Below are 17,579 nucleotides of genomic sequence, written 5' to 3' on the forward strand. Positions count from 1 at the left end.
GTGTTTATTCCCGTAAATATTCAGCGATGGACATGAAGTTGCGTTCCAACAGGTACATCTGGCTTGCCATAAACCCGAAGAACTCGCCCCAGTCCTGACGGCGATGGAAGTCGATTCCTAACTTTGCCGTGTAGATACGGGCGACCTGTTTGCCTGTGTCGCGCACAAAACATATATCCCATATCAACCCTTCCGGGAAATCCGTTTCCAGCGTCTCCTTATACCACGTCAGGCGTTCGAACATCTCCAACCGGGCTTCCTCGCTCCGGTGGTTTACTTCCAAAATGACAAATGCGCCTTCACGGTTGGCGTCAAATTTAAGTTCGACTCCCCTGACTTTCGTATCGTACAAGGTCCAGACCTTCTTGCGTCCTCTCAAATAGGGTTGTACTTCACAGAACGAGGCGAAACTTTCCCAAAATTCAAGTTTCAGGTTTTTGAGTTCGTCTTTACTATACATTATCTATATATGTCTTTCTTTTTTACTTTAACGATCGTACCGAATGCAGCCAGTTTCTTCATGTCGATACGCTTCTCATTCCCGGCGATCACGTAGACCACCGGACGGCCGCTGACCTGCTCCCGATAGAAGCGGGAAATATCCTGCATGTCCATTTTGGCGACATCCTGCAAAAAGGCTTCTCCCGGGTCCTGCTCGAAACCTTCCATCCTGAAGGCGGCCACTTTCTCGGATAGGTTACGGAAGGCAGGGTATTCGTTATTGGTCTGGTTGACCAGCGTCTGCCGGATTGCATCCACCCGTTCCGGTTTCAAAGGCATCTCGCGGATCAGCGAATCCAGTACGCCCAGCGCATCCAGCGTCTTGTCGCCCTGTGTGGAAAGCATTGCCGTAAAACTTCCGGCCGCTCCTTTATGCGCATGGCTCGGCAATTGGTAACGCCCGTTCGTCCGGTAGGCAAACGAACGGAACTCCCTTATCTCCTGGAACATCAACGACGACATATCGCCACCGAAATAGACGGAGAAAAGACGGGAGGCATGACGGGAAGCCGTGTCATCGACAGGATCGCCCTTTACATAGCTATAGACGATGCTCTGCGTCATATCCGGCATATTGATAAAGAAGACCATCGGCTTGTCGTATTCCCGCAGCTCGCGCCGGTAAGGCGAATTGGAGGCTACCGTAGCCCGTTCCAGCGGGATATGCCTCCGGACTGTCTCCACAACCTTTTCCGGGGGCAGCGTCCCGCAATAATGCAAGTCGCACTGTACATTCCGGACCTGGTCATAGACGGCCAGCAGGTCTTTCCCTTTCAGCTTCTTGATCTGCGAAAGCGGCAGTTTGCGCAGGTAGCGCGACTGGTCGCCATACTTGACCTGCTCCAACAAAGCCGCCGCGACATTATCGCTCGATTTGAAAAAGGCTTTTTCCGTCACCTTCGCATCGTCCACGATCTGGCGCATCTTCTTATCGTCGGCTTTGGCATGGCGGATAAAATCGCCCACCAGCTCCATTGTCTCGTCTATATGGTTGTCGAAACCGGTCACTTTCATCGTAAAAGCATCCGCCGTCGCATCGAAAGCAAGCGTACTCCCGATCGACTGCAAACGGGTACGGAACTGTTCAAACGGCATCGACTCCGTCCCCAAGAATTGCAGGTAATTGGCGAGCTGCATCAGGGCCGGTTGTTCCAAAGCGCCGATCCGATAGGTGATATTAAAAGTAAAGATATCGTTCAGCGGATTGGGGGTTGCATAGAGCGTCACTAAAGGGGTAAGCTCCAACGTCTGCACATCCTTCTTGAAATCGATAAAACGCGGAGTCACGGATTGCGCCGGCAACTGCTCCAACTGCTTGGCATAGGAAGACGAGGCATCCGCATGGCGGGGAACGACCGGAGCGAAGGAGGGCTTCGGCAGGTTGTCCTTCGGGTATTTCCCGGTGCTCTTGGTCACACACAAATAGTTATCGCTGAAATATTTTTGAGCGACACGCACAACATCTTCTTTCGTGATCGACTCGATCCGCGCCACTTCGTTCAGATAATCATCCCAACTCTTCCCTTGCGAGAAAAGATTCATCATGACCGTTGCACGCGAATCGATATTCTCCAAGGCGGAAGCATACTGCCGTTTCTGTTCGAGCTTCAGGCTGTTGAACACTTCATCGCTGAAATCGCCTTCTTTCACGCGGTCGATCTCATGCCAGACCATCTTCTCGGCAGAACTATAAGACTGGACAAGCAATTTGGGCATGATGGCAACCGCCAGAATCCCTGCCTCGTTCATGCTCTCGTTGATCGCGATAGCTCCCATCAGCTTGTGCTCCACCATCAGTTTGTCTAAATAGCCTGTCCCGTTGGCATTGTTCAACAAGTTGACCGCAATATTCAGTGCGACCTGGTCTTCGTGGTTGGCCGAAACTCCCCGGAACCCCAGTCCCATCGCTTTGATAAACGGGATCGGGAACTTCACTTTCATCTTCTCCCGCCCGTTAAACGGGGGCAGCATCACTTTATCCTGCTTCGGCACCTGTCCGCGACGGATGCGTGAAAAAGTCTTCTCCAACACCGGCATGACCTGCTCCGTATCGAAGTCTCCGCTAAGGATCAGGGCCATATTGGAGGCGACATAATAGTCTTCGAAGAACTTGCGCATCTCCGTCAACCGCGGGTTCTTCAGGTTCTTCGTGCTCCCGATAATCGGATAGGCGTACGGATGCGGACTGAAATAGCGTGACAAGAGCGTGTCCATCACCTGGCCGCCGATAAAGTCGCCATACATATTCTTCTCCTCATACACCGTTTCCAACTCGCTCTGGAAAAGACGGAAGACGGGATTAATCAGCCGTTCGCTGTTGATCTCCGCCCACTGGGCCATATATTGCGGGGAAAAGGTATTGAAATAAATGGTGGCATCGTATGAGGTAGCGGCATTCAGGCCGGAACCGCCAAAGCGGCTGATCAGCCGGTTGAACTCGTTGGGTATCACATATTCGGATGAACGGATGCTCAGCTCGTTGATTTCCTTCTGGAGGCGGATGCGGGCCGAAGGGTCTTCGGTAAGCGCCAGTTCGTCATATTTCATAGCAATGGAATCCAGCAAGACTTTCTCGGCTCCGTAGTCGAGCGTCCCGATACGGTCTGTCCCCTTAAACATCATATGCTCGAAATAGTGGGCGATGCCCGTATCCGGACAATCTTTCGCGCCTGCCTTTACCACAACGGCACCAAAGACTTTCGGTTGGCTGTGGTCTTCATTCAGCCAAACGGTCAATCCGTTTTCCAGTTTATATTCTTTTACTTTGAGAGCGTTCAGGTCCTCTGCCCGCAATTGATAAGAACAACATGCGAATACCATCATCAATACTTTTAGTTTCACGGTCATGTTATATATTTGCAATATAATTGACAAAGATAATAATTTTAATGAGAACCAACGATAGTAGGAATTGAGGATAAACCAAAAGGATAATTAATTGTTATCCCTATAAAGCAGATACGATATGATAAACTTAGGCAGCTGGATGAATGGCATCCTGACCGGTTGGGGAATAGATCCCAAAGTTGCAAATACATTCGACGAGATAATTATTGCCGTACTGTTGGTCATGCTGGCAGTCGGAGTGGACTATCTATGCCAGGCCATCTTTGTCGGCAGCATGAAGAAACTGGCGCAACACACGCATTACCAATGGGACACGCTTCTTATCAAACGGAAGGTCGTCCACCACCTGGTCCATACGATACCGGGCATTTTGGTCTATGCCCTGCTCCCGCTCGCCTTTATCAAGGGGAAAGGACTCCTGTTGTTATCCCAGAAAATATGCGCGGTCTATATCGTGTTCGCCCTGTTGCTGGCGATCAACGGTTTCATCCTTGTCTTCCTGGACATGTACAACCTGCGGCCCGTCAGCAAGAACCGCCCGATAAAAGGCTTCATGCAGGTCTTGCAGGTGCTGGTCTTTTTCATCGGGGGAATCGTTATGATCAGTGTCCTGATCGGCAAATCGCCGGCTACCCTGCTTGCCGGCTTGGGTGCTTCGGCAGCCATCCTGATGTTGGTATTCAAAGACTCGATCCTGGGTTTTGTGGCGGGCATACAGCTTTCCGCCAATGATATGCTCCGGCCGGGCGACTGGATTACGGTGCCCGGTTCCAATGCGAATGGCATCGTACAGGAGATCACATTGAACACGGTCAAGATCCAGAACTTCGACAATACGATCTCCACCATTCCCCCCTATACGCTCGTCAACGGTTCCTTCCAGAACTGGCGGGGAATGACTGAGTCGGGAGGCCGCCGCGTGATGAAATCCATCTATCTCGACCTGAACACCATCAAGTTCTGCACGCCGGAAATGCTGGACACATTCCGTAAAGAGATCCCGCTGCTTGCCGATTATAAGCCGGATGAAGGCGTCGTGCCCACCAACTCACAAGTGTTCCGCGTCTATGTGGAAAAATACCTGACCAGCCTTCCGGTTGTCAATACCGATCTGGATTTAATCATCAGCCAGTTGCAGTCGACCGAGTACGGCGTCCCGATCCAAATCTATTTCTTTTCCCGCAATAAAGTATGGAAAGAATACGAACGCATCCAGTCGGACATATTCGACCACTTCTTCGCGATGGTCCCTAAGTTCGAGTTGAAAGTTTACCAGTATTCGGAATAATGCTGAATTTTTGTAGCTTTGTAGACCAAACAATAATAATTTATTTATGCACGCAATACAAGAATGGGTTAACAGTCATTTGATTGAATGGGGTATCATCAGCAGTTCGGCAACCGAGATAGACAATCTGATCGTCCTTCTGCTCATAATCCTGGCAACAGTAGCTATCGATTATATCTGCCGTTACATCTTCCTGAATATGTTCAAACGCCTGGCGAAGCGGACACGCAACCAATGGGACGACCTGATCGTTGAGCGCAAGATCATCAACAAGCTGATGCACATGATACCGGCCATACTGGTATATGCGCTGTTGCCGTTGGCCTTCCCGCCTGACGAAACGCCCAAGCTTCTGGGAATCCTGCAAATGATATGCCAGATTTATATTATTGCCGTTTCCCTGCGCTTCATCAACGCGTCCCTGAATGTCGTACACGAGATATACAACCGGAAAGAGTCCCTTAAGAACAAACCGCTGAAAGGATTCATCCAACTGTTGCAGGTGGCAGTCTTCTTTATCGGCTTTATACTGATTATCAGCATCCTGATCGGGAAATCACCCACGACGCTATTTGCCGGATTAGGTGCTTCGGCAGCCATCCTGATGTTGGTATTCAAAGACACGATCCTGGGATTCGTTGCCGGCATACAACTGTCGGCCAACGACATGCTCCGTCCGGGCGACTGGATCACGATGGCCAAATACGGTGCGGACGGAACAGTTATCGAAGTGACGCTGAATGCCGTCAAAGTAAAGAATTTCGATAATACCATCACGACTATCCCGCCCTATGCCTTGGTGAGCGACGCCTTCCAGAACTGGCGCGGCATGTCCGAATCTCCCGGACGACGGATCAAGCGCTCCATCAATATCGACATGAACAGTGTTTGTTTCTGTACCCCGGAGATGCTGTCCAAATTCCGCAAGATATCTTTGCTGACAGACTATATCGATGAAAAGGAAAAAGAGCTAAAGGCATACAACGAAGAGCACCATATCGATGCTTCCATCCTGGTCAACGGACGGAGGCAGACCAATATCGGCGTCTTCCGGGCCTATCTGGTAAACTACCTGAGAAGCCTGCCCGCAGTAAGCAAAGAACTGACCTGCATGGTCCGCCAGTTGCAACCGACCGAAACAGGTATTCCCATCGAACTGTATTTCTTCTCTTCCATAAAAGAGTGGGTCTTGTACGAAGGCATCCAGGCCGACGTATTCGACCATGTGATGGCCGTTATCCCGGAATTCGGTCTAAGCGTATTCCAGAATGTATCAGGCAGCGACCTGCGTAGCCTGAGAGTTCCCCAATAGCCATTCGGATTACCGGCAGCATCCTCACGGGTTAGTTGTGCCGTAGAGGAACGGATAACCCGGCGAACGGAGTGTCTCATATGGAATGCCTTGTACCTATGCACTTCTCCGCTATTCATGTCACAACTGTAAAACAAAAGAAATCCAACTGTAACATAGAAGGTAGACAGCCGTGACATGAAAAGAATACGGTTGTGACATACAATAGAAGAAAGCGATTATATACAAAAAGCGAGCTGATATAAATTATATCAGCTCGCTTTTTGTGTCGGGGTACCAAGATTCGAACTTGGGACCCCCTGCTCCCAAAGCAGGTGCGCTAACCGGACTGCGCTACACCCCGTTTTTTTTGCAACCCCTTTATTTTCGATTGCGGTGCAAAGGTACGTATTTATTTTTAACTACCAAATATTTCATTGTCTTTTTTATTTGCGTACATTCGCAACAGAATAGGAGATGATTACAGCAACATGTATACCACCTTTATTAATTTTAGAATGAACATATTACAAACCAATCTGTTATATACCATAAGGTAAAACAAAAATTTAATAATTAAGAAGTATGACAATCGCTTATATACGTACATATTCTAATAAACAACAAACAGAGAGTCAAAAAAATGCAATCGAACAATTTGCTAAAGCAAAAAAAATTAAGATTGATAAGTGGTTGAAAGATGCTAAAAATTCTCCAAAGGGGAAAAACAAGCTCGAAGACGTAATAAAAAATCTGCAGGAAGGAGATATCCTCATTGTTTCCGACGTCACTCGCCTTAGCCGGAAATTGATGGAGATAATGCATTTGATATTATTATGTATAGAGAAAAAAGTAACGCTTTACTGCATCAAGGAAGGATATTCGTTTGAAGATAACGTAGACAGCAAAACGCTTGCCTTTACATTCGGGCTTGTCTCCGAAATAGAAAGTAAACTTATCTCCGCCCGGACAAAAGAAGCATTGACGGCCAGCAAAAACAGCGGAACAAAATTAGGACGCCCATTGGGAAGCCCCAAAACAGAATTTCTTCTCTCCCAGAAAAGCCGGATTGAAAGAGAACTGAAAGAAGAAAACGCAACATACGCCGAACTGGCTGACTACTATAAAGTATCTTTGAGCGGCTTCAAACGCTTCGTTCGGGAAAACATTCCGGATGTACCTTCAAGAAGAAAGAAAAAGAATATTGAATAAACATAGAACAAGGACGATACTAAACATAGATAACTCGAATAGTATCGTCCTTTTTTCACAGTAATTCCATTCTTATTTCAGAGCTGCAAGCACTTGTGGCATCATCGTCCAGACACTGTTTTCGTCTTGGGCTGTATAAATGTTTCCATCTATTTCCGATTTATTGTCTGTCGCCTTTCCTTTCTGGATAGCCGGTTTTGCAAGCGGATGAACAGCAACGGTCTTTCCATCAACAGCACCTGCCATATCAAAAAGCATGGCAGCCGCACAATGTCCAATCATGATTTTACCTTTCTGACCGAATGCAGCAATGACAGCCATCAGATCCTGATTATAAAGTTCGCCGGCATGTTGTGCAAACTGTGGGATGGCATCACCACAGGAAAAGACCATCGCATCAAACTCATCTTCATGTCCCTTCAGGTTTGCAATGACATCGTCTGCAAACAAGGTGATACCCGAGTTGGTTTTGATCTCCTTTGTGCTGCTGACTGCAAACACTTTGTAAGATATTCCATTTTCAAAAAACGCTTCCAGATACTGGAATAAACCAAATCCGTTTACCGGATTCACTGCCAAAACGGCGACTTTCTTTGCCATGATAATAATAATTTTAGTGAGACAATAGTTCTTTTTCGTAACTTTATTACTTTTGTACAGCAAAGATAAGCAGTCTGATTCGGTAAAACAAGAAGGCACCTCTGAATAAGCTACTTACATCGATGTAACCATTGTTGATATACAAGACACTACATACAAGAAAAAAATGAAAGATTTTCATCCTACCGGAACTTGTCCCATCCGGGACATCTTGTGCAGGCTCGGCGACAAGTGGTCGATGCTTGTTATGATCACGCTGAACACGAATGGAACAATGCGTTTCAGCGATATCCAAAAGACAATCTCCGACATCTCCCAGCGTATGCTGACCGTAACGCTGCGGACATTGGAGACCGACGGACTTGTTTCGAGGACAGTCTATGCCGAAGTACCTCCCCGCGTAGAATACCAGCTGACGGAAACAGGCAAAACCTTGATGCCTCACATCGAAAATCTTGTCGGATGGGCATTGGAACACATGACGGATATATTCGACAACCGGAAAAAAACAGAACGGCAGCAACCGGCATAAGTCACGAGAGCCGTTTTCTTTCATTTTTTATCTTTATCTTTGCGCCAAACTAATAATTAATCATCTTGGCAAGAAATAAGAAACAGTTGCCTTTATTAGAAAAGGTAACGATAACAGATGTAGCCGCAGAAGGAAAGGCTATCGCGAGGGTTAACGACATGGTGGTATTTGTACCTTTCGTCGCACCCGGAGACGTCATTGACATACAATTGACACGCAAGAAACATAGTTACGCAGAAGGAAAAGCGGTGCATTTCCATGAATATTCCTCCCAACGGGCAGTGCCGTTCTGTGAACATTTCGGTGTATGCGGCGGCTGTAAATGGCAACACCTTCCGTATGAGGAACAGATACGTTATAAACACAAACAGGTAATTGACAACCTGACGCGCATCGGCAAGATCGAGATGGAAGAAGTCCTACCGATCAAGGGTTCCAAACATACGACCTTCTACCGCAACAAACTCGAATTTACCTTCTCCAACAAGAAATGGCTGACGGAAGAAGAGGTGAAAACCGGAGCCAAGTTCGATTGCATGAATGCCGTCGGATTCCACATTCCCGGTATGTTCGATAAGGTGCTCGATATTCACAAGTGCTGGCTACAGAATGAGATTTCCAACCGCATCCGTTTGGCTGTCAAAGATTACTGCCTGACGCACGAGGGCTATCCGTTCTTCGACCTCCGCAACCAGGAAGGGTTCGTCCGTACGCTGATGATCCGCACTGCTTCGACGGGTGATCTTATGGTTGTGCTGGTATTCTTCTACGAGGATACGGAACGCCGTGAAGCGCTCCTCTCCTACGTGGCTGAGCAATTCCCGGAGATCACTTCGTTGATGTATGTGATCAATGAGAAATGCAACGATACGATTACCGACCAGGAAGTAATTGTCTTTCGCGGAAAGGATCATATCATTGAAGAGATGGAGGGACTTCAGTTCAAGGTCGGCCCGAAATCATTCTACCAGACCAACAGTGAGCAGGCTTACGAGCTGTATAAGGTAGCACGCGAGTTTGCCGGATTGACCGGTAATGAGATGGTTTACGACCTCTACACCGGAACCGGAACAATCGCCAACTTCGTTTCCCGCCAGGCAAAGAAAGTGATCGGCATCGAATACGTGCCCGAAGCGATTGAAGACGCCAAGGTCAATTCGGCACTGAATAAGATCGAAAACACATTGTTCTATGCCGGCGATATGAAGGATATCCTGACACAGGACTTCATCAACCAACACGGCCGTCCGGATGTTATTATCACAGACCCGCCCCGTGCCGGTATGCATGACGACGTGATCAACACGATCCTCTTTGCCGAACCGGAACGTATCGTCTACGTAAGCTGCAACCCGGCGACACAGGCCCGCGACCTGAGCTTGCTCAGCGTGAAATATGCTGTCAAGAAGGTTCAGCCGGTGGATATGTTCCCACATACGCATCATGTGGAGAATGTCGTGCTGCTGGAGAAATTAAAAAGTAAGAATTAATAAGTAAGAAAGAAATGAATAAGGTTGTCCTTCTGTTTTTTGCGACGCTGTTGTTGTCGGGCTGTAATCGTGCCAGGCAGCAAGAGAAGCAGGAGGATAATGTCACGATCGACCTGCCGCAACTCAAGGCGCAGGGCGAGATAACCGCCGTCACGCTCTACAGCTCGACCTCCTATTTCCAGTACAAGATGCAGCCGATGGGTTACGAATACGAACTGATCAAGGACTTCGCCCGCTCGGAAGGCTTGAAGCTGAATATGAAAGTAGCCGAAAGCCCGGCGCGGCTGATCGAGATGCTGGAAGCAGGCGAAGCCGACGTCGTGGCTTATCCGATCCAGATCAGTAACCAGCTGAAAGACCAGGTGATCTATTGCGGCCGGGAGGAACAGGACAGCCAGGTGCTTATCCAGCGTGCCAACAAAGGCGACAAGGTGATTACCGACGTAACGGAATTGCTTGGAAAAGAGGTCTACGTGAAACCGGGGACCCGTTATTACGAACGCCTGAAGAATCTGGATGAGGAATTGGGCGGCGGTATTCATATCCACATAGTAGATGCCGACACGGTGACAGCGGAAGACCTCATCAGTATGGTTTCACAGGGAGAAATACCCTACACCGTGAGCGACGAGAATATTGCCCGCCTGAACAAGACCTATTTCTGGAACCTGAACGTCTCCTTAAAGATCAGTTTCCTGCAACGCTCTTCGTGGGTAGTTCGCAAAAGCAGTCCCAAACTGGCCAAGGCGATCGACGACTGGGCGTCCGACAAGGCGGGGACACATGTCTACAAGGCATTGATCAAACGCTACTTCGAACTCAGCAAGCAACCCATAACCGCCGAACTGCCGGAAGTCAAGAACGGCCATATCTCCCCTTACGACGACCTCTTCCGCAAACATGCCAAGAACATCGGTTGGGACTGGCAGTTGTTAGCCTCCATCGGTTACCAGGAATCCCGTTTCAATCCGGATGTCGTCTCATGGGCCGGCGCCGAAGGGTTGATGGGAATCATGCCGAACACAGCCAAGGCATTGGGCGTAACGCCTCATGAACTGAAAGAGCCGGATACCGGCATCCGTACGGGTGTGGATTGCCTGCGCCGCTTCCGCCAGGGTTTCGGGAAGGTGACAGACCCGGTCGAGAAGATCAAGTTTACGTTGGCTTCCTACAATGCCGGCATCGGGCATATCTACGACGCACAGCGGTTGGCAGAGAAGTACGGCAAGAATCCATATGTCTGGGATGACAATGTGGCCGAATATATCCGCCTGAAGAACGATCCGGAATACTACAATGATCCGGTCTGCAAGCACGGTTACCTGCGTGGCTCGGAAACCTTCAATTATGTGCGCGAGGTGATGGAACGTTACCATTATTATTTGGGCAAAACGAAGGGAAAATAAGATATCCGTATTGCTCCCAAGTAATCGTACCCGATTACACCTAACTAATCGCATCCGATTACTTACCACTAATCGCACCCGATTGCTTCTAAGTAATCGCACCCGATTAGTTCAGCCCCCGATATTCTCCTTTATCATCTCCTTTATAAGCAACATTACTTTCGGATGGCTAAGCGGAATGCCGTCCAGGATTTCCATGATCTCACCGGTGCTGACAGAGAAGTCCGCATCGTCCGACTGATATTCGAAAGAGACGTTGACCGCCGGATTGCCCGTGATCAGCATCGCAACCGTCCCCGACAGGTCGCCCCAGGGCGGACAGTCGATATTGTCCGAACGGAAACGGGCCGTTACCTCCGTCCCCTTTCCCGGCTCTGAGGTGATCGTGACAGAGCCGCCCGTCTGCTCGGCGTTCTGGATCAGGAAAGGGATGCCGAGGCCCACTTTACGCGTCGTCCGCGTGGTGTAGAACGGGTTCGTGACACGGGCCAGCGTCTCGCGGTCCATCCCGCAGCCATTGTCGGTGATGCGGATGACGATCTCGCCGTTTCCTACATATATATATAGCTTTATTTCCGAAGCGTTCGCCCGGATACTGTTCGCGGTGATATCGGTGATATGGAAAGATAGATTATTCATGCTGTCTGAATCGTGTGGCCGTTTTCCTGCCGGAAAGCCATGGCCAGATGTGAGAATGTGAGCGCATCGGCTTTCAGTAAGGCGTATTTTGTTCCGATCTGCCCGGGGTAATGCGCATCGGAGGCGGCGTAGCGGACATAGCGGCTTAGATATGTGTGGAGCGTGGCAAGCTGCTCGTATCGCCCCCGGTCGTTATACTCGATTGCATCCAGCGGCAGATAGGGATCTATAAACCCCAACTGGCTGATCAGGCTGAACGAAGGGCGTTCCACATGTGCCGCAATAAACAGCCCGCCCAGCCGCCGGACCTCCGCCGCAATCTGTTCCACACGCTGGTCGAGAGCGGAAATGAGCAGATACGGGGCTTCGCCAAGTATCTCACCCTGGCCGTTCACCCAGACCTGATCACCAAAGCGTTCGGGATCGTTCGGGACGGGCGGCAGGTGGGCATCGAGATAGTCCTGGAAGGCGGCACGGGCCTCATCGTCGGCAAAGAGGGCGACGCAATGCGCCTCCTCGCGGGTGGTGACTTCCGCTCCGGCAAAGACCGTCAATCCCCTCTCCTTTCCCAACGCCTGGATAGCGGGACATTGCAGCGTGCTGTTATGGTCCGTGATGGCGATTGCATCCAGGCCCTGCGCAAGGGCGGTGTCCACAATCCGCTCCGGACTCATCTCTAAGCTTCCGCAGGGCGAAAGACAGGTATGGATATGCAAGTCTACCCGGTATTCGTTCATGCCTTGTGCAACAGTTGATAGATTCTGCCGTTTGCCTCGAATGCGGAAAGCGTAGTTCCCAACAGCGGGACATCCTCTTCTTTCCCTTTTGCCAACGTCTCTTCGTCCGGCACAGCCCCGTTTACAATCAGGACGGCGGCGGCATCTTTCAGCGTGGCGACAGCCAGGATATTCTGGTGGGTCTGCATCGTAATCCAGAGCATTCCTTCCTCCATGTGTCCCATTACATCACTCAGCAGATCGCTGGTGTAGCCGCCGGATATCTCCGCAGCTAACCCGGCCTCGCCACAAAACACCGTCAACCTCAACTCACGTACTAAATCACTGACCTTCATATTTAGCTCCTTTCTTATAACAATCTTTATTCAGACGATCCTTCCCCCAGGTCTTTTCGATCAGGCGGAAGGCGTGTTCCTTATCTAACTTACCGTGCTTTTCCATGTTGCGCTGCATGAAGACGCAACTGCTGAACTGGGCTTCGTGGCGCACAATGTCCTCTGCCAACGCCTGGCAGTTAGGCGAACCGCAGGCGCCGCAGTCGATGCCCGGCAGGTAACACATCAGCTTGCGCACCTGCTCCATCTTGCTCAGCACTTCCTCGATATTGCCTTCGAACTTCAACTTCGGGTTAGGTTCGAGCGGACGGATCGTGATGTGTTGCTTCAGATAAGCCAACGCCTCTATCCGGTCGGAATAGATCAGCGGCGCCTTGTCGCGCTTCATCGAACGCTTCATAACCCGCTCGGCCGTCAGGAAACGGTTGGCCACGGCCAGTACGCCGCCGGCACAGCTACGGTCGCAGGCGCGAAGTTCGAGGAAGTCCACGTTGCGCACTTCGGTCGTCGTCTCCATCCGCTCCAGAAACTCGATGACATTATGAATCTCGTCGATCGCCAGGCAGCGGCCGGAGAATTGTTTGGCTTCGCCCCCGGTCTGGCTCCAGCGCATTTCCTTCTTGGTCAATGCCGGCGGAAGGACGCATTCGGGCTTATAGTCTTTCGGGCGGTTCTTGAGGATATGATATACCTTATTATATAGGGTGTCCATATTGATCACGCCTTTGATCGTGGACGAATAACCTTCCGCCCCTTTCAGCGCAGCGATCTTCGCGGCACAAGGCGTCACGTAGAAGATACCGATCTCGTCGGAGAGGAAGCCGTCTTCTTCCAATACCTTATGATAGTAAGTGGCCGTCGCGTTGACCGGCGACTTGACCAGCAGGATATTATCGACCAGCGCCGGGAAGCGCACCTGTATCAGCCGGACGATAGCCGGGCAGAAAGAACTGATCACGGGCTTTTCCTCCGCCTGCTCCATCTGCCGGAGCATCTCGCGGTGGATCATATCCGCCGTAAACTCGACCTGATAGACGTGCGTAAAGCCCAACTCGTAGAGCGCACTGAAGATTTCCTCCTCCGTCTTATATTTGGAGAACTGCCCGATAAAGACCGTCGGAACCAGTACGACACGAGCTTTATAATCGAATATCTTCTGAAAGTCGTCCTGCTCCACGTAGATCGCTTCCGTCGGACAGGCTTTCAGGCATTCGCCGCAGTCCACACACCAATCCTTGCGGATGGAGGCTTTCCCGTCGCGGATGCGGACGGCTCCCGTCGGACACTTTGTCATGCAATGGGTGCAGCCGACACAGCGCTCCTCCTCTATCTTTAATGCGTGATAAAACTTTGTCTCTTCCATGGCTTAGTTGTTTTTCATGGCGAAATAGGTCAGCATACGAACGGTCGTGCCTTTCCCTACTTTGCTTTCTATCGTTAACTCGTCTACATTCTTCTTCATATTGGGCAGTCCCATTCCGGCACCGAACCCCATTTCACGTACGGCGGGCGACGCCGTGGAATAGCCCTCCTGCATGGCCTGGTCGATATCGGGAATGCCGGGCCCTTCGTCCTGCAACAGAAGGCCGATCTTGTCTGCATCGATATCCGCCTGCACCGTCCCGCGCCAGGCGTGGGCCACGACGTTGACTTCTGCTTCGTACAAGGCGACCACCACCCGTTTGATCACGCGCGGGTCGACGGACAATTGCTTCAACACTTTCTTTATCTGGCTTGAAGCATAGCCGGCTTTCGAGAAGTTTCCTCCTTCCAGTTCAAATCTGAATTGCATATCCGCACCTCCTTCATTTTAATAGACCGGCAGAAGACCGCGACTATACAGTTCACCCACTGCGTGGTACATGGAATGGTCCGTCTCCATCAGGATCATATCGTTCTCCGCCGCCAGTTGCAGCATGTCCGATGTGATCTTCTTCCCCCGCACGAACAGGATGCAGGGAATATCCGCCATCTCTGCCGTCCGTATCGTCTGCGTATTGCACAAGCCGGTGACAAGAAGCACGTCGCTACAGTCCGTCGTCAGGACGTCACTCATCAAATCGCTGGCGAAAGCGCATTGCACCTCATAATCCTCCCGGTCGCCTCCACAGACGACTGTTGCGTCGGTAAGTGCTTTTATCTGCCGTATCTTCATACTATATAAAGGTTATATTTGCCGGGACAATGTAAGAAATAGTTATAACTTTGCAAGCGAAAAGAAGCAGAAAGTTTACATTAAAAGCGTAATAATATGGGTGTAGTAATAGGTATTGATGTGGGAGGCAGCACAACCAAGATTGTCGGGATAGAAAACAAGACCGTGAAATCGCCGATGTTCGTCAAGGCGACCGATCCGGTCACATCCCTGTTCGGCGCATTCGGCAAATACATCTACGACAACGGGATCACGCTGTCCGAAATAGAAATGGTGATGCTTACCGGCGTGGGAAGCGCCTATATAGACCAACCGCTATACGGTCTGCCGACAGCCAAGGCCGACGAGTTTATGGCGAACGGCCTCGGCGCCCGATACGCCATCCCGCAGGAGAACCTGATCGTGGTGAGCATGGGCACCGGCACTTCCTTCGTTAAGGTGGAAGGACAGCAGATCCGGCACATCGGCGGACTCGGTGTCGGCGGCGGAACCCTGCTGGGCTTGTCGCGCCTGCTCCTGAAGACACAAGACATTCATCTGATTGCCGAAATGGCGCAAAAGGGGACGTTGACCAACATCGACCTCCAGATACAAGACATCTGTAACAGGCCGCTGCCGGACCTGCCATTAGATGCCACGGCTTCCAACTTCGGAAAGGCGGACGGCAATGCGTCGCCCGAAGACATTGCTTCCGGCATTATCCACATGGTCCTGCAATCCATCGGTCAGGCAGCCTTCCTGGCGTCTCTGAACAGTTCGATAAAAGACTTCGTACTGATCGGCAACCTGACACAACTGCCCCAATGCAAGGAAGTCTTTCCGAAGATGGAAAAAATGTACGGCGTCCGTTTCCTGATCCCCAAATATTCGGAATACCGGACGGCTATAGGCGCCGCCCTGACCTATATCAACCGATCGACAATCTATCCGGTCAAGTAAAAAAACGGCTCGGCATCTGTGAAAAGTTTCACGGCAGGGAACTAAAGTTTCTTCCCGATGGAACTAAAGTTTCCCCGGCATGAAACTTTAGTTTCAAAGGTAGGGACACCTTGAAACTATTTAAGGAATTTTTAGATAGAAGCAGGGACGCCTGTAAAAATAATAGGACCCTGTTAGGTAGGGATGACAATTTATGCCTATCTTTGGTAGCATTAAACCAAATTTATAATATCATGTTTGCAAAAGAAACTTATATCGCCCGCAGGGCTAAATTGAAACAAACGATAGGTTCCGGCCTGCTGTTGTTTCTGGGTAACGACGAGTCCGGTATGAATTATGCCGATAACACATATCATTTCCGCCAGGACTCCACTTTTCTGTATTTCTTCGGACTCCCCTACGCCGGACTGTCCGCCATTATCGATATAGACAACAACCGCGAGATTATCTTCGGAGACGAGTTGACCATCGATGCAATCGTTTGGATGGGCACGCAACCGACATTGAAAGAGAAGAGCGAAGCGGCCGGTATCACCGAAGTGCGTCCGTTCAACGAAATCGAGGCCTACCTGAAGAATGCACAGCAGAAAGGCCAGCCGGTTCATTACCTGCCGACTTACCGTGCCGAGCATCAGATCAAGCTGTTCCAATGGTTAGGCGTCGTTCCGGGAGCCGAAAAGCCATCTGTTCCGTTCATCATGGGCGTTGTCAACCAGCGTAATTATAAGAGCGAAGAAGAGATTGCCGAGATTGAAAAGGCATGTATCGTGACTGCCGATATGCACCTGGCCGCCATGCGCACCGTTCGTCCGGGTATCCGCGAATGTGAAGTGGCCGCCGCTGTTGCGGAAGTGGCTTATGCCAACAACTACGAGCTCTCCTTCCCGATCATTGCCACGATCAACGGACAGACGTTGCACAACCATGACCATAGCAACAGGATCAAGAGCGGCGATATGTTGCTGCTCGACGCCGGTGCCGAAACGGAGATGGGATATGCCGGCGATATGTCGTCCACGATTCCGGCGGACTCCAAGTTTACTACCCGCCAACGCGAGATCTATGATATCCAGGTGGCATCGCATGAAGCAGCCGTTGCAGCTTTGCGTCCGGGCGTTCCTTTCGTAGATGTGTACGAACTGTCCTGCAAAGTGATTATGGAAGGCCTCAAAGACCTGGGCTTCGTAAAGGGTGACCCGATGGAAGCGGTGAAAGCCGGTGCCCATGCGATGTTCATGCCTTGTGGACTGGGCCACATGATGGGGCTGGATGTCCACGACATGGAAAACTTAGGTGAAATGTATGTCGGCTATGACGGCCAGCCCAAGAGCACGGAGTTCGGCCGCAAGTCTTTGCGCCTGGGCCGCAAGCTCGAACCGGGCTTTGTCCTGACGATCGAACCGGGTGTCTATTTCATCCCCGAACTGATGGACTTGTGGAGAAGCCAGAACAAGTTTACTGAGTTTATCAACTACGAAAAGCTGTTTACTTACAAAGACTTCGGCGGCATCCGCAACGAAGAGGACTATCTGATCACAGAGAATGGGGCCCGCCTGTTAGGTAAGAAGATTCCTATTCATGCAGAAGATGTGGAAGCGCTAAGATAA

17 protein-coding genes, 1 tRNA gene and 1 pseudogene are annotated in these 17,579 nt (G+C 50.4%); 8 read left to right on the plus strand and 11 right to left on the minus strand.

All coding sequences use genetic code 11. The features are described 5' to 3' along the window. Positions 1-4: 4 nt before the first annotated feature. Positions 5-460: a DUF4268 domain-containing protein gene (locus DWW90_RS04420; RefSeq protein ID WP_115497797.1), complete on the minus strand. Its 456-nt coding sequence runs from the start codon at positions 458-460 to the stop codon at positions 5-7. Next, positions 460-3,321, minus strand: a complete 2,862-nt coding sequence (locus DWW90_RS04425; protein WP_233547644.1) for a pitrilysin family protein — start codon at positions 3,319-3,321, stop codon at positions 460-462. The genes DWW90_RS04420 and DWW90_RS04425 overlap by 1 nt, the downstream gene beginning before the upstream one ends. A gap of 145 nt (positions 3,322-3,466) precedes the next feature. Between DWW90_RS04425 and DWW90_RS04430 the strand changes: the two genes are divergently transcribed. After that, positions 3,467-4,636, plus strand: a complete 1,170-nt coding sequence (locus tag DWW90_RS04430; RefSeq protein WP_115497798.1) for a mechanosensitive ion channel family protein — start codon at positions 3,467-3,469, stop codon at positions 4,634-4,636. A 46-nt stretch (positions 4,637-4,682) separates the two neighbouring features. After that, complete coding sequence (locus DWW90_RS04435) at positions 4,683-5,948, plus strand: mechanosensitive ion channel family protein (RefSeq protein ID WP_122344141.1); 1,266 nt, start codon at positions 4,683-4,685, stop codon at positions 5,946-5,948. A 268-nt stretch (positions 5,949-6,216) separates the two neighbouring features. Here DWW90_RS04435 and DWW90_RS04440 read toward each other — a convergent pair. Then, a tRNA-Pro gene (locus DWW90_RS04440) sits at positions 6,217-6,291 on the minus strand. 221 nt (positions 6,292-6,512) lie between these two features. On the opposite strand from DWW90_RS04440, the gene DWW90_RS04445 reads away from it, so the two are divergent. Next, a complete protein-coding gene (locus DWW90_RS04445; protein WP_115501414.1) occupies positions 6,513-7,139 on the plus strand; it encodes a recombinase family protein in 627 nt (208 codons plus the stop codon). A gap of 72 nt (positions 7,140-7,211) precedes the next feature. Here the strand turns inward: DWW90_RS04445 and DWW90_RS04450 are convergent, their stop codons facing one another. Beyond that, positions 7,212-7,739: a DJ-1/PfpI family protein gene (locus DWW90_RS04450; RefSeq protein WP_122344142.1), complete on the minus strand. Its 528-nt coding sequence runs from the start codon at positions 7,737-7,739 to the stop codon at positions 7,212-7,214. A gap of 166 nt (positions 7,740-7,905) precedes the next feature. Here DWW90_RS04450 and DWW90_RS04455 point away from each other — a divergent pair, with 166 nt between their 5' ends. From DWW90_RS04455 to DWW90_RS04465, 3 genes are all read left to right on the plus strand, one after another. Beyond that, complete coding sequence (locus DWW90_RS04455; protein ID WP_115501416.1) at positions 7,906-8,271, plus strand: helix-turn-helix domain-containing protein; 366 nt, start codon at positions 7,906-7,908, stop codon at positions 8,269-8,271. A gap of 65 nt (positions 8,272-8,336) precedes the next feature. Continuing rightward, entirely contained in the window at positions 8,337-9,761 is a 1,425-nt protein-coding gene (gene rlmD / locus DWW90_RS04460; RefSeq protein WP_122344143.1) for a 23S rRNA (uracil(1939)-C(5))-methyltransferase RlmD, read from the plus strand. Between the two features lie 14 nt (positions 9,762-9,775). Further along, positions 9,776-11,167, plus strand: coding sequence for a transglycosylase SLT domain-containing protein (locus tag DWW90_RS04465; RefSeq protein WP_122344144.1), 1,392 nt, complete (start codon positions 9,776-9,778; stop codon positions 11,165-11,167). Between the two features lie 111 nt (positions 11,168-11,278). Here DWW90_RS04465 and DWW90_RS04470 read toward each other — a convergent pair whose 3' ends face one another. The 7 genes and pseudogenes from DWW90_RS04470 to DWW90_RS04495 all read right to left on the minus strand — a co-directional run bounded on the left by DWW90_RS04470 (position 11,279) and on the right by DWW90_RS04495 (position 15,033). After that, positions 11,279-11,806, minus strand: coding sequence for a HAMP domain-containing sensor histidine kinase (locus tag DWW90_RS04470; protein ID WP_122344145.1), 528 nt, complete (start codon positions 11,804-11,806; stop codon positions 11,279-11,281). Further along, entirely contained in the window at positions 11,803-12,201 is a 399-nt protein-coding gene (locus DWW90_RS20715) for a hypothetical protein (protein WP_233547645.1), read from the minus strand. The genes DWW90_RS04470 and DWW90_RS20715 overlap by 4 nt, the downstream gene beginning before the upstream one ends. Before the next feature lie 150 nt (positions 12,202-12,351). After that, positions 12,352-12,543: pseudogene (locus tag DWW90_RS21005) on the minus strand (PHP domain-containing protein); the annotation flags it as partial. Further along, positions 12,540-12,878: a DRTGG domain-containing protein gene (locus DWW90_RS04480; RefSeq protein WP_122344147.1), complete on the minus strand. Its 339-nt coding sequence runs from the start codon at positions 12,876-12,878 to the stop codon at positions 12,540-12,542. The pseudogene DWW90_RS21005 and the gene DWW90_RS04480, both read right to left, overlap by 4 nt. Continuing rightward, a complete protein-coding gene (locus DWW90_RS04485) occupies positions 12,865-14,241 on the minus strand; it encodes a [Fe-Fe] hydrogenase large subunit C-terminal domain-containing protein (protein ID WP_122332687.1) in 1,377 nt (458 codons plus the stop codon). The genes DWW90_RS04480 and DWW90_RS04485 overlap by 14 nt, the downstream gene beginning before the upstream one ends. 3 nt (positions 14,242-14,244) lie before the next feature. Then, a complete protein-coding gene (locus DWW90_RS04490) occupies positions 14,245-14,670 on the minus strand; it encodes an ATP-binding protein (RefSeq protein ID WP_115501292.1) in 426 nt (141 codons plus the stop codon). Between the two features lie 18 nt (positions 14,671-14,688). Then, positions 14,689-15,033, minus strand: a complete 345-nt coding sequence (locus DWW90_RS04495) for a hypothetical protein (RefSeq protein ID WP_122344148.1) — start codon at positions 15,031-15,033, stop codon at positions 14,689-14,691. Between the two features lie 96 nt (positions 15,034-15,129). Here DWW90_RS04495 and coaW point away from each other — a divergent pair, with 96 nt between their 5' ends. Both coaW and DWW90_RS04505 read left to right on the plus strand, forming a co-directional pair. Continuing rightward, positions 15,130-15,972 (plus strand): type II pantothenate kinase, encoded by an 843-nt coding sequence (gene coaW, locus DWW90_RS04500; RefSeq protein ID WP_122344149.1) that lies wholly within the window; start codon positions 15,130-15,132, stop codon positions 15,970-15,972. Between the two features lie 233 nt (positions 15,973-16,205). Continuing rightward, positions 16,206-17,579 (plus strand): aminopeptidase P family protein, encoded by a 1,374-nt coding sequence (locus DWW90_RS04505; RefSeq protein WP_122344150.1) that lies wholly within the window; start codon positions 16,206-16,208, stop codon positions 17,577-17,579.

Source organism: Parabacteroides sp. AF17-28, from assembly GCF_003479205.1.
Lineage (GTDB): Bacteria > Bacteroidota > Bacteroidia > Bacteroidales > Tannerellaceae > Parabacteroides > Parabacteroides acidifaciens.

What these genes read in the sequence shown, in the direction of transcription:
- DWW90_RS04485 (WP_122332687.1), bottom strand. Translation starts at nt 14,241, where the DNA reads ATGGAAGAGACAAAGTTTTATCACGCATTAAAGATAGAGGAGGAGCGC.
- DWW90_RS04455 (WP_115501416.1), top strand. Translation starts at nt 7,906, where the DNA reads ATGAAAGATTTTCATCCTACCGGAACTTGTCCCATCCGGGACATCTTG.
- DWW90_RS04450 (WP_122344142.1), bottom strand. Translation starts at nt 7,739, where the DNA reads ATGGCAAAGAAAGTCGCCGTTTTGGCAGTGAATCCGGTAAACGGATTT.
- DWW90_RS04505 (WP_122344150.1), top strand. Translation starts at nt 16,206, where the DNA reads ATGTTTGCAAAAGAAACTTATATCGCCCGCAGGGCTAAATTGAAACAA.
- DWW90_RS04490 (WP_115501292.1), bottom strand. Translation starts at nt 14,670, where the DNA reads ATGCAATTCAGATTTGAACTGGAAGGAGGAAACTTCTCGAAAGCCGGC.
- DWW90_RS04465 (WP_122344144.1), top strand. Translation starts at nt 9,776, where the DNA reads ATGAATAAGGTTGTCCTTCTGTTTTTTGCGACGCTGTTGTTGTCGGGC.
- DWW90_RS04430 (WP_115497798.1), top strand. Translation starts at nt 3,467, where the DNA reads ATGATAAACTTAGGCAGCTGGATGAATGGCATCCTGACCGGTTGGGGA.
- DWW90_RS04420 (WP_115497797.1), bottom strand. Translation starts at nt 460, where the DNA reads ATGTATAGTAAAGACGAACTCAAAAACCTGAAACTTGAATTTTGGGAA.
- DWW90_RS04425 (WP_233547644.1), bottom strand. Translation starts at nt 3,321, where the DNA reads ATGGTATTCGCATGTTGTTCTTATCAATTGCGGGCAGAGGACCTGAAC.
- DWW90_RS04470 (WP_122344145.1), bottom strand. Translation starts at nt 11,806, where the DNA reads ATGAATAATCTATCTTTCCATATCACCGATATCACCGCGAACAGTATC.
- DWW90_RS04480 (WP_122344147.1), bottom strand. Translation starts at nt 12,878, where the DNA reads ATGAAGGTCAGTGATTTAGTACGTGAGTTGAGGTTGACGGTGTTTTGT.
- DWW90_RS04495 (WP_122344148.1), bottom strand. Translation starts at nt 15,033, where the DNA reads ATGAAGATACGGCAGATAAAAGCACTTACCGACGCAACAGTCGTCTGT.
- DWW90_RS04435 (WP_122344141.1), top strand. Translation starts at nt 4,683, where the DNA reads ATGCACGCAATACAAGAATGGGTTAACAGTCATTTGATTGAATGGGGT.
- DWW90_RS04445 (WP_115501414.1), top strand. Translation starts at nt 6,513, where the DNA reads ATGACAATCGCTTATATACGTACATATTCTAATAAACAACAAACAGAG.
- coaW (WP_122344149.1), top strand. Translation starts at nt 15,130, where the DNA reads ATGGGTGTAGTAATAGGTATTGATGTGGGAGGCAGCACAACCAAGATT.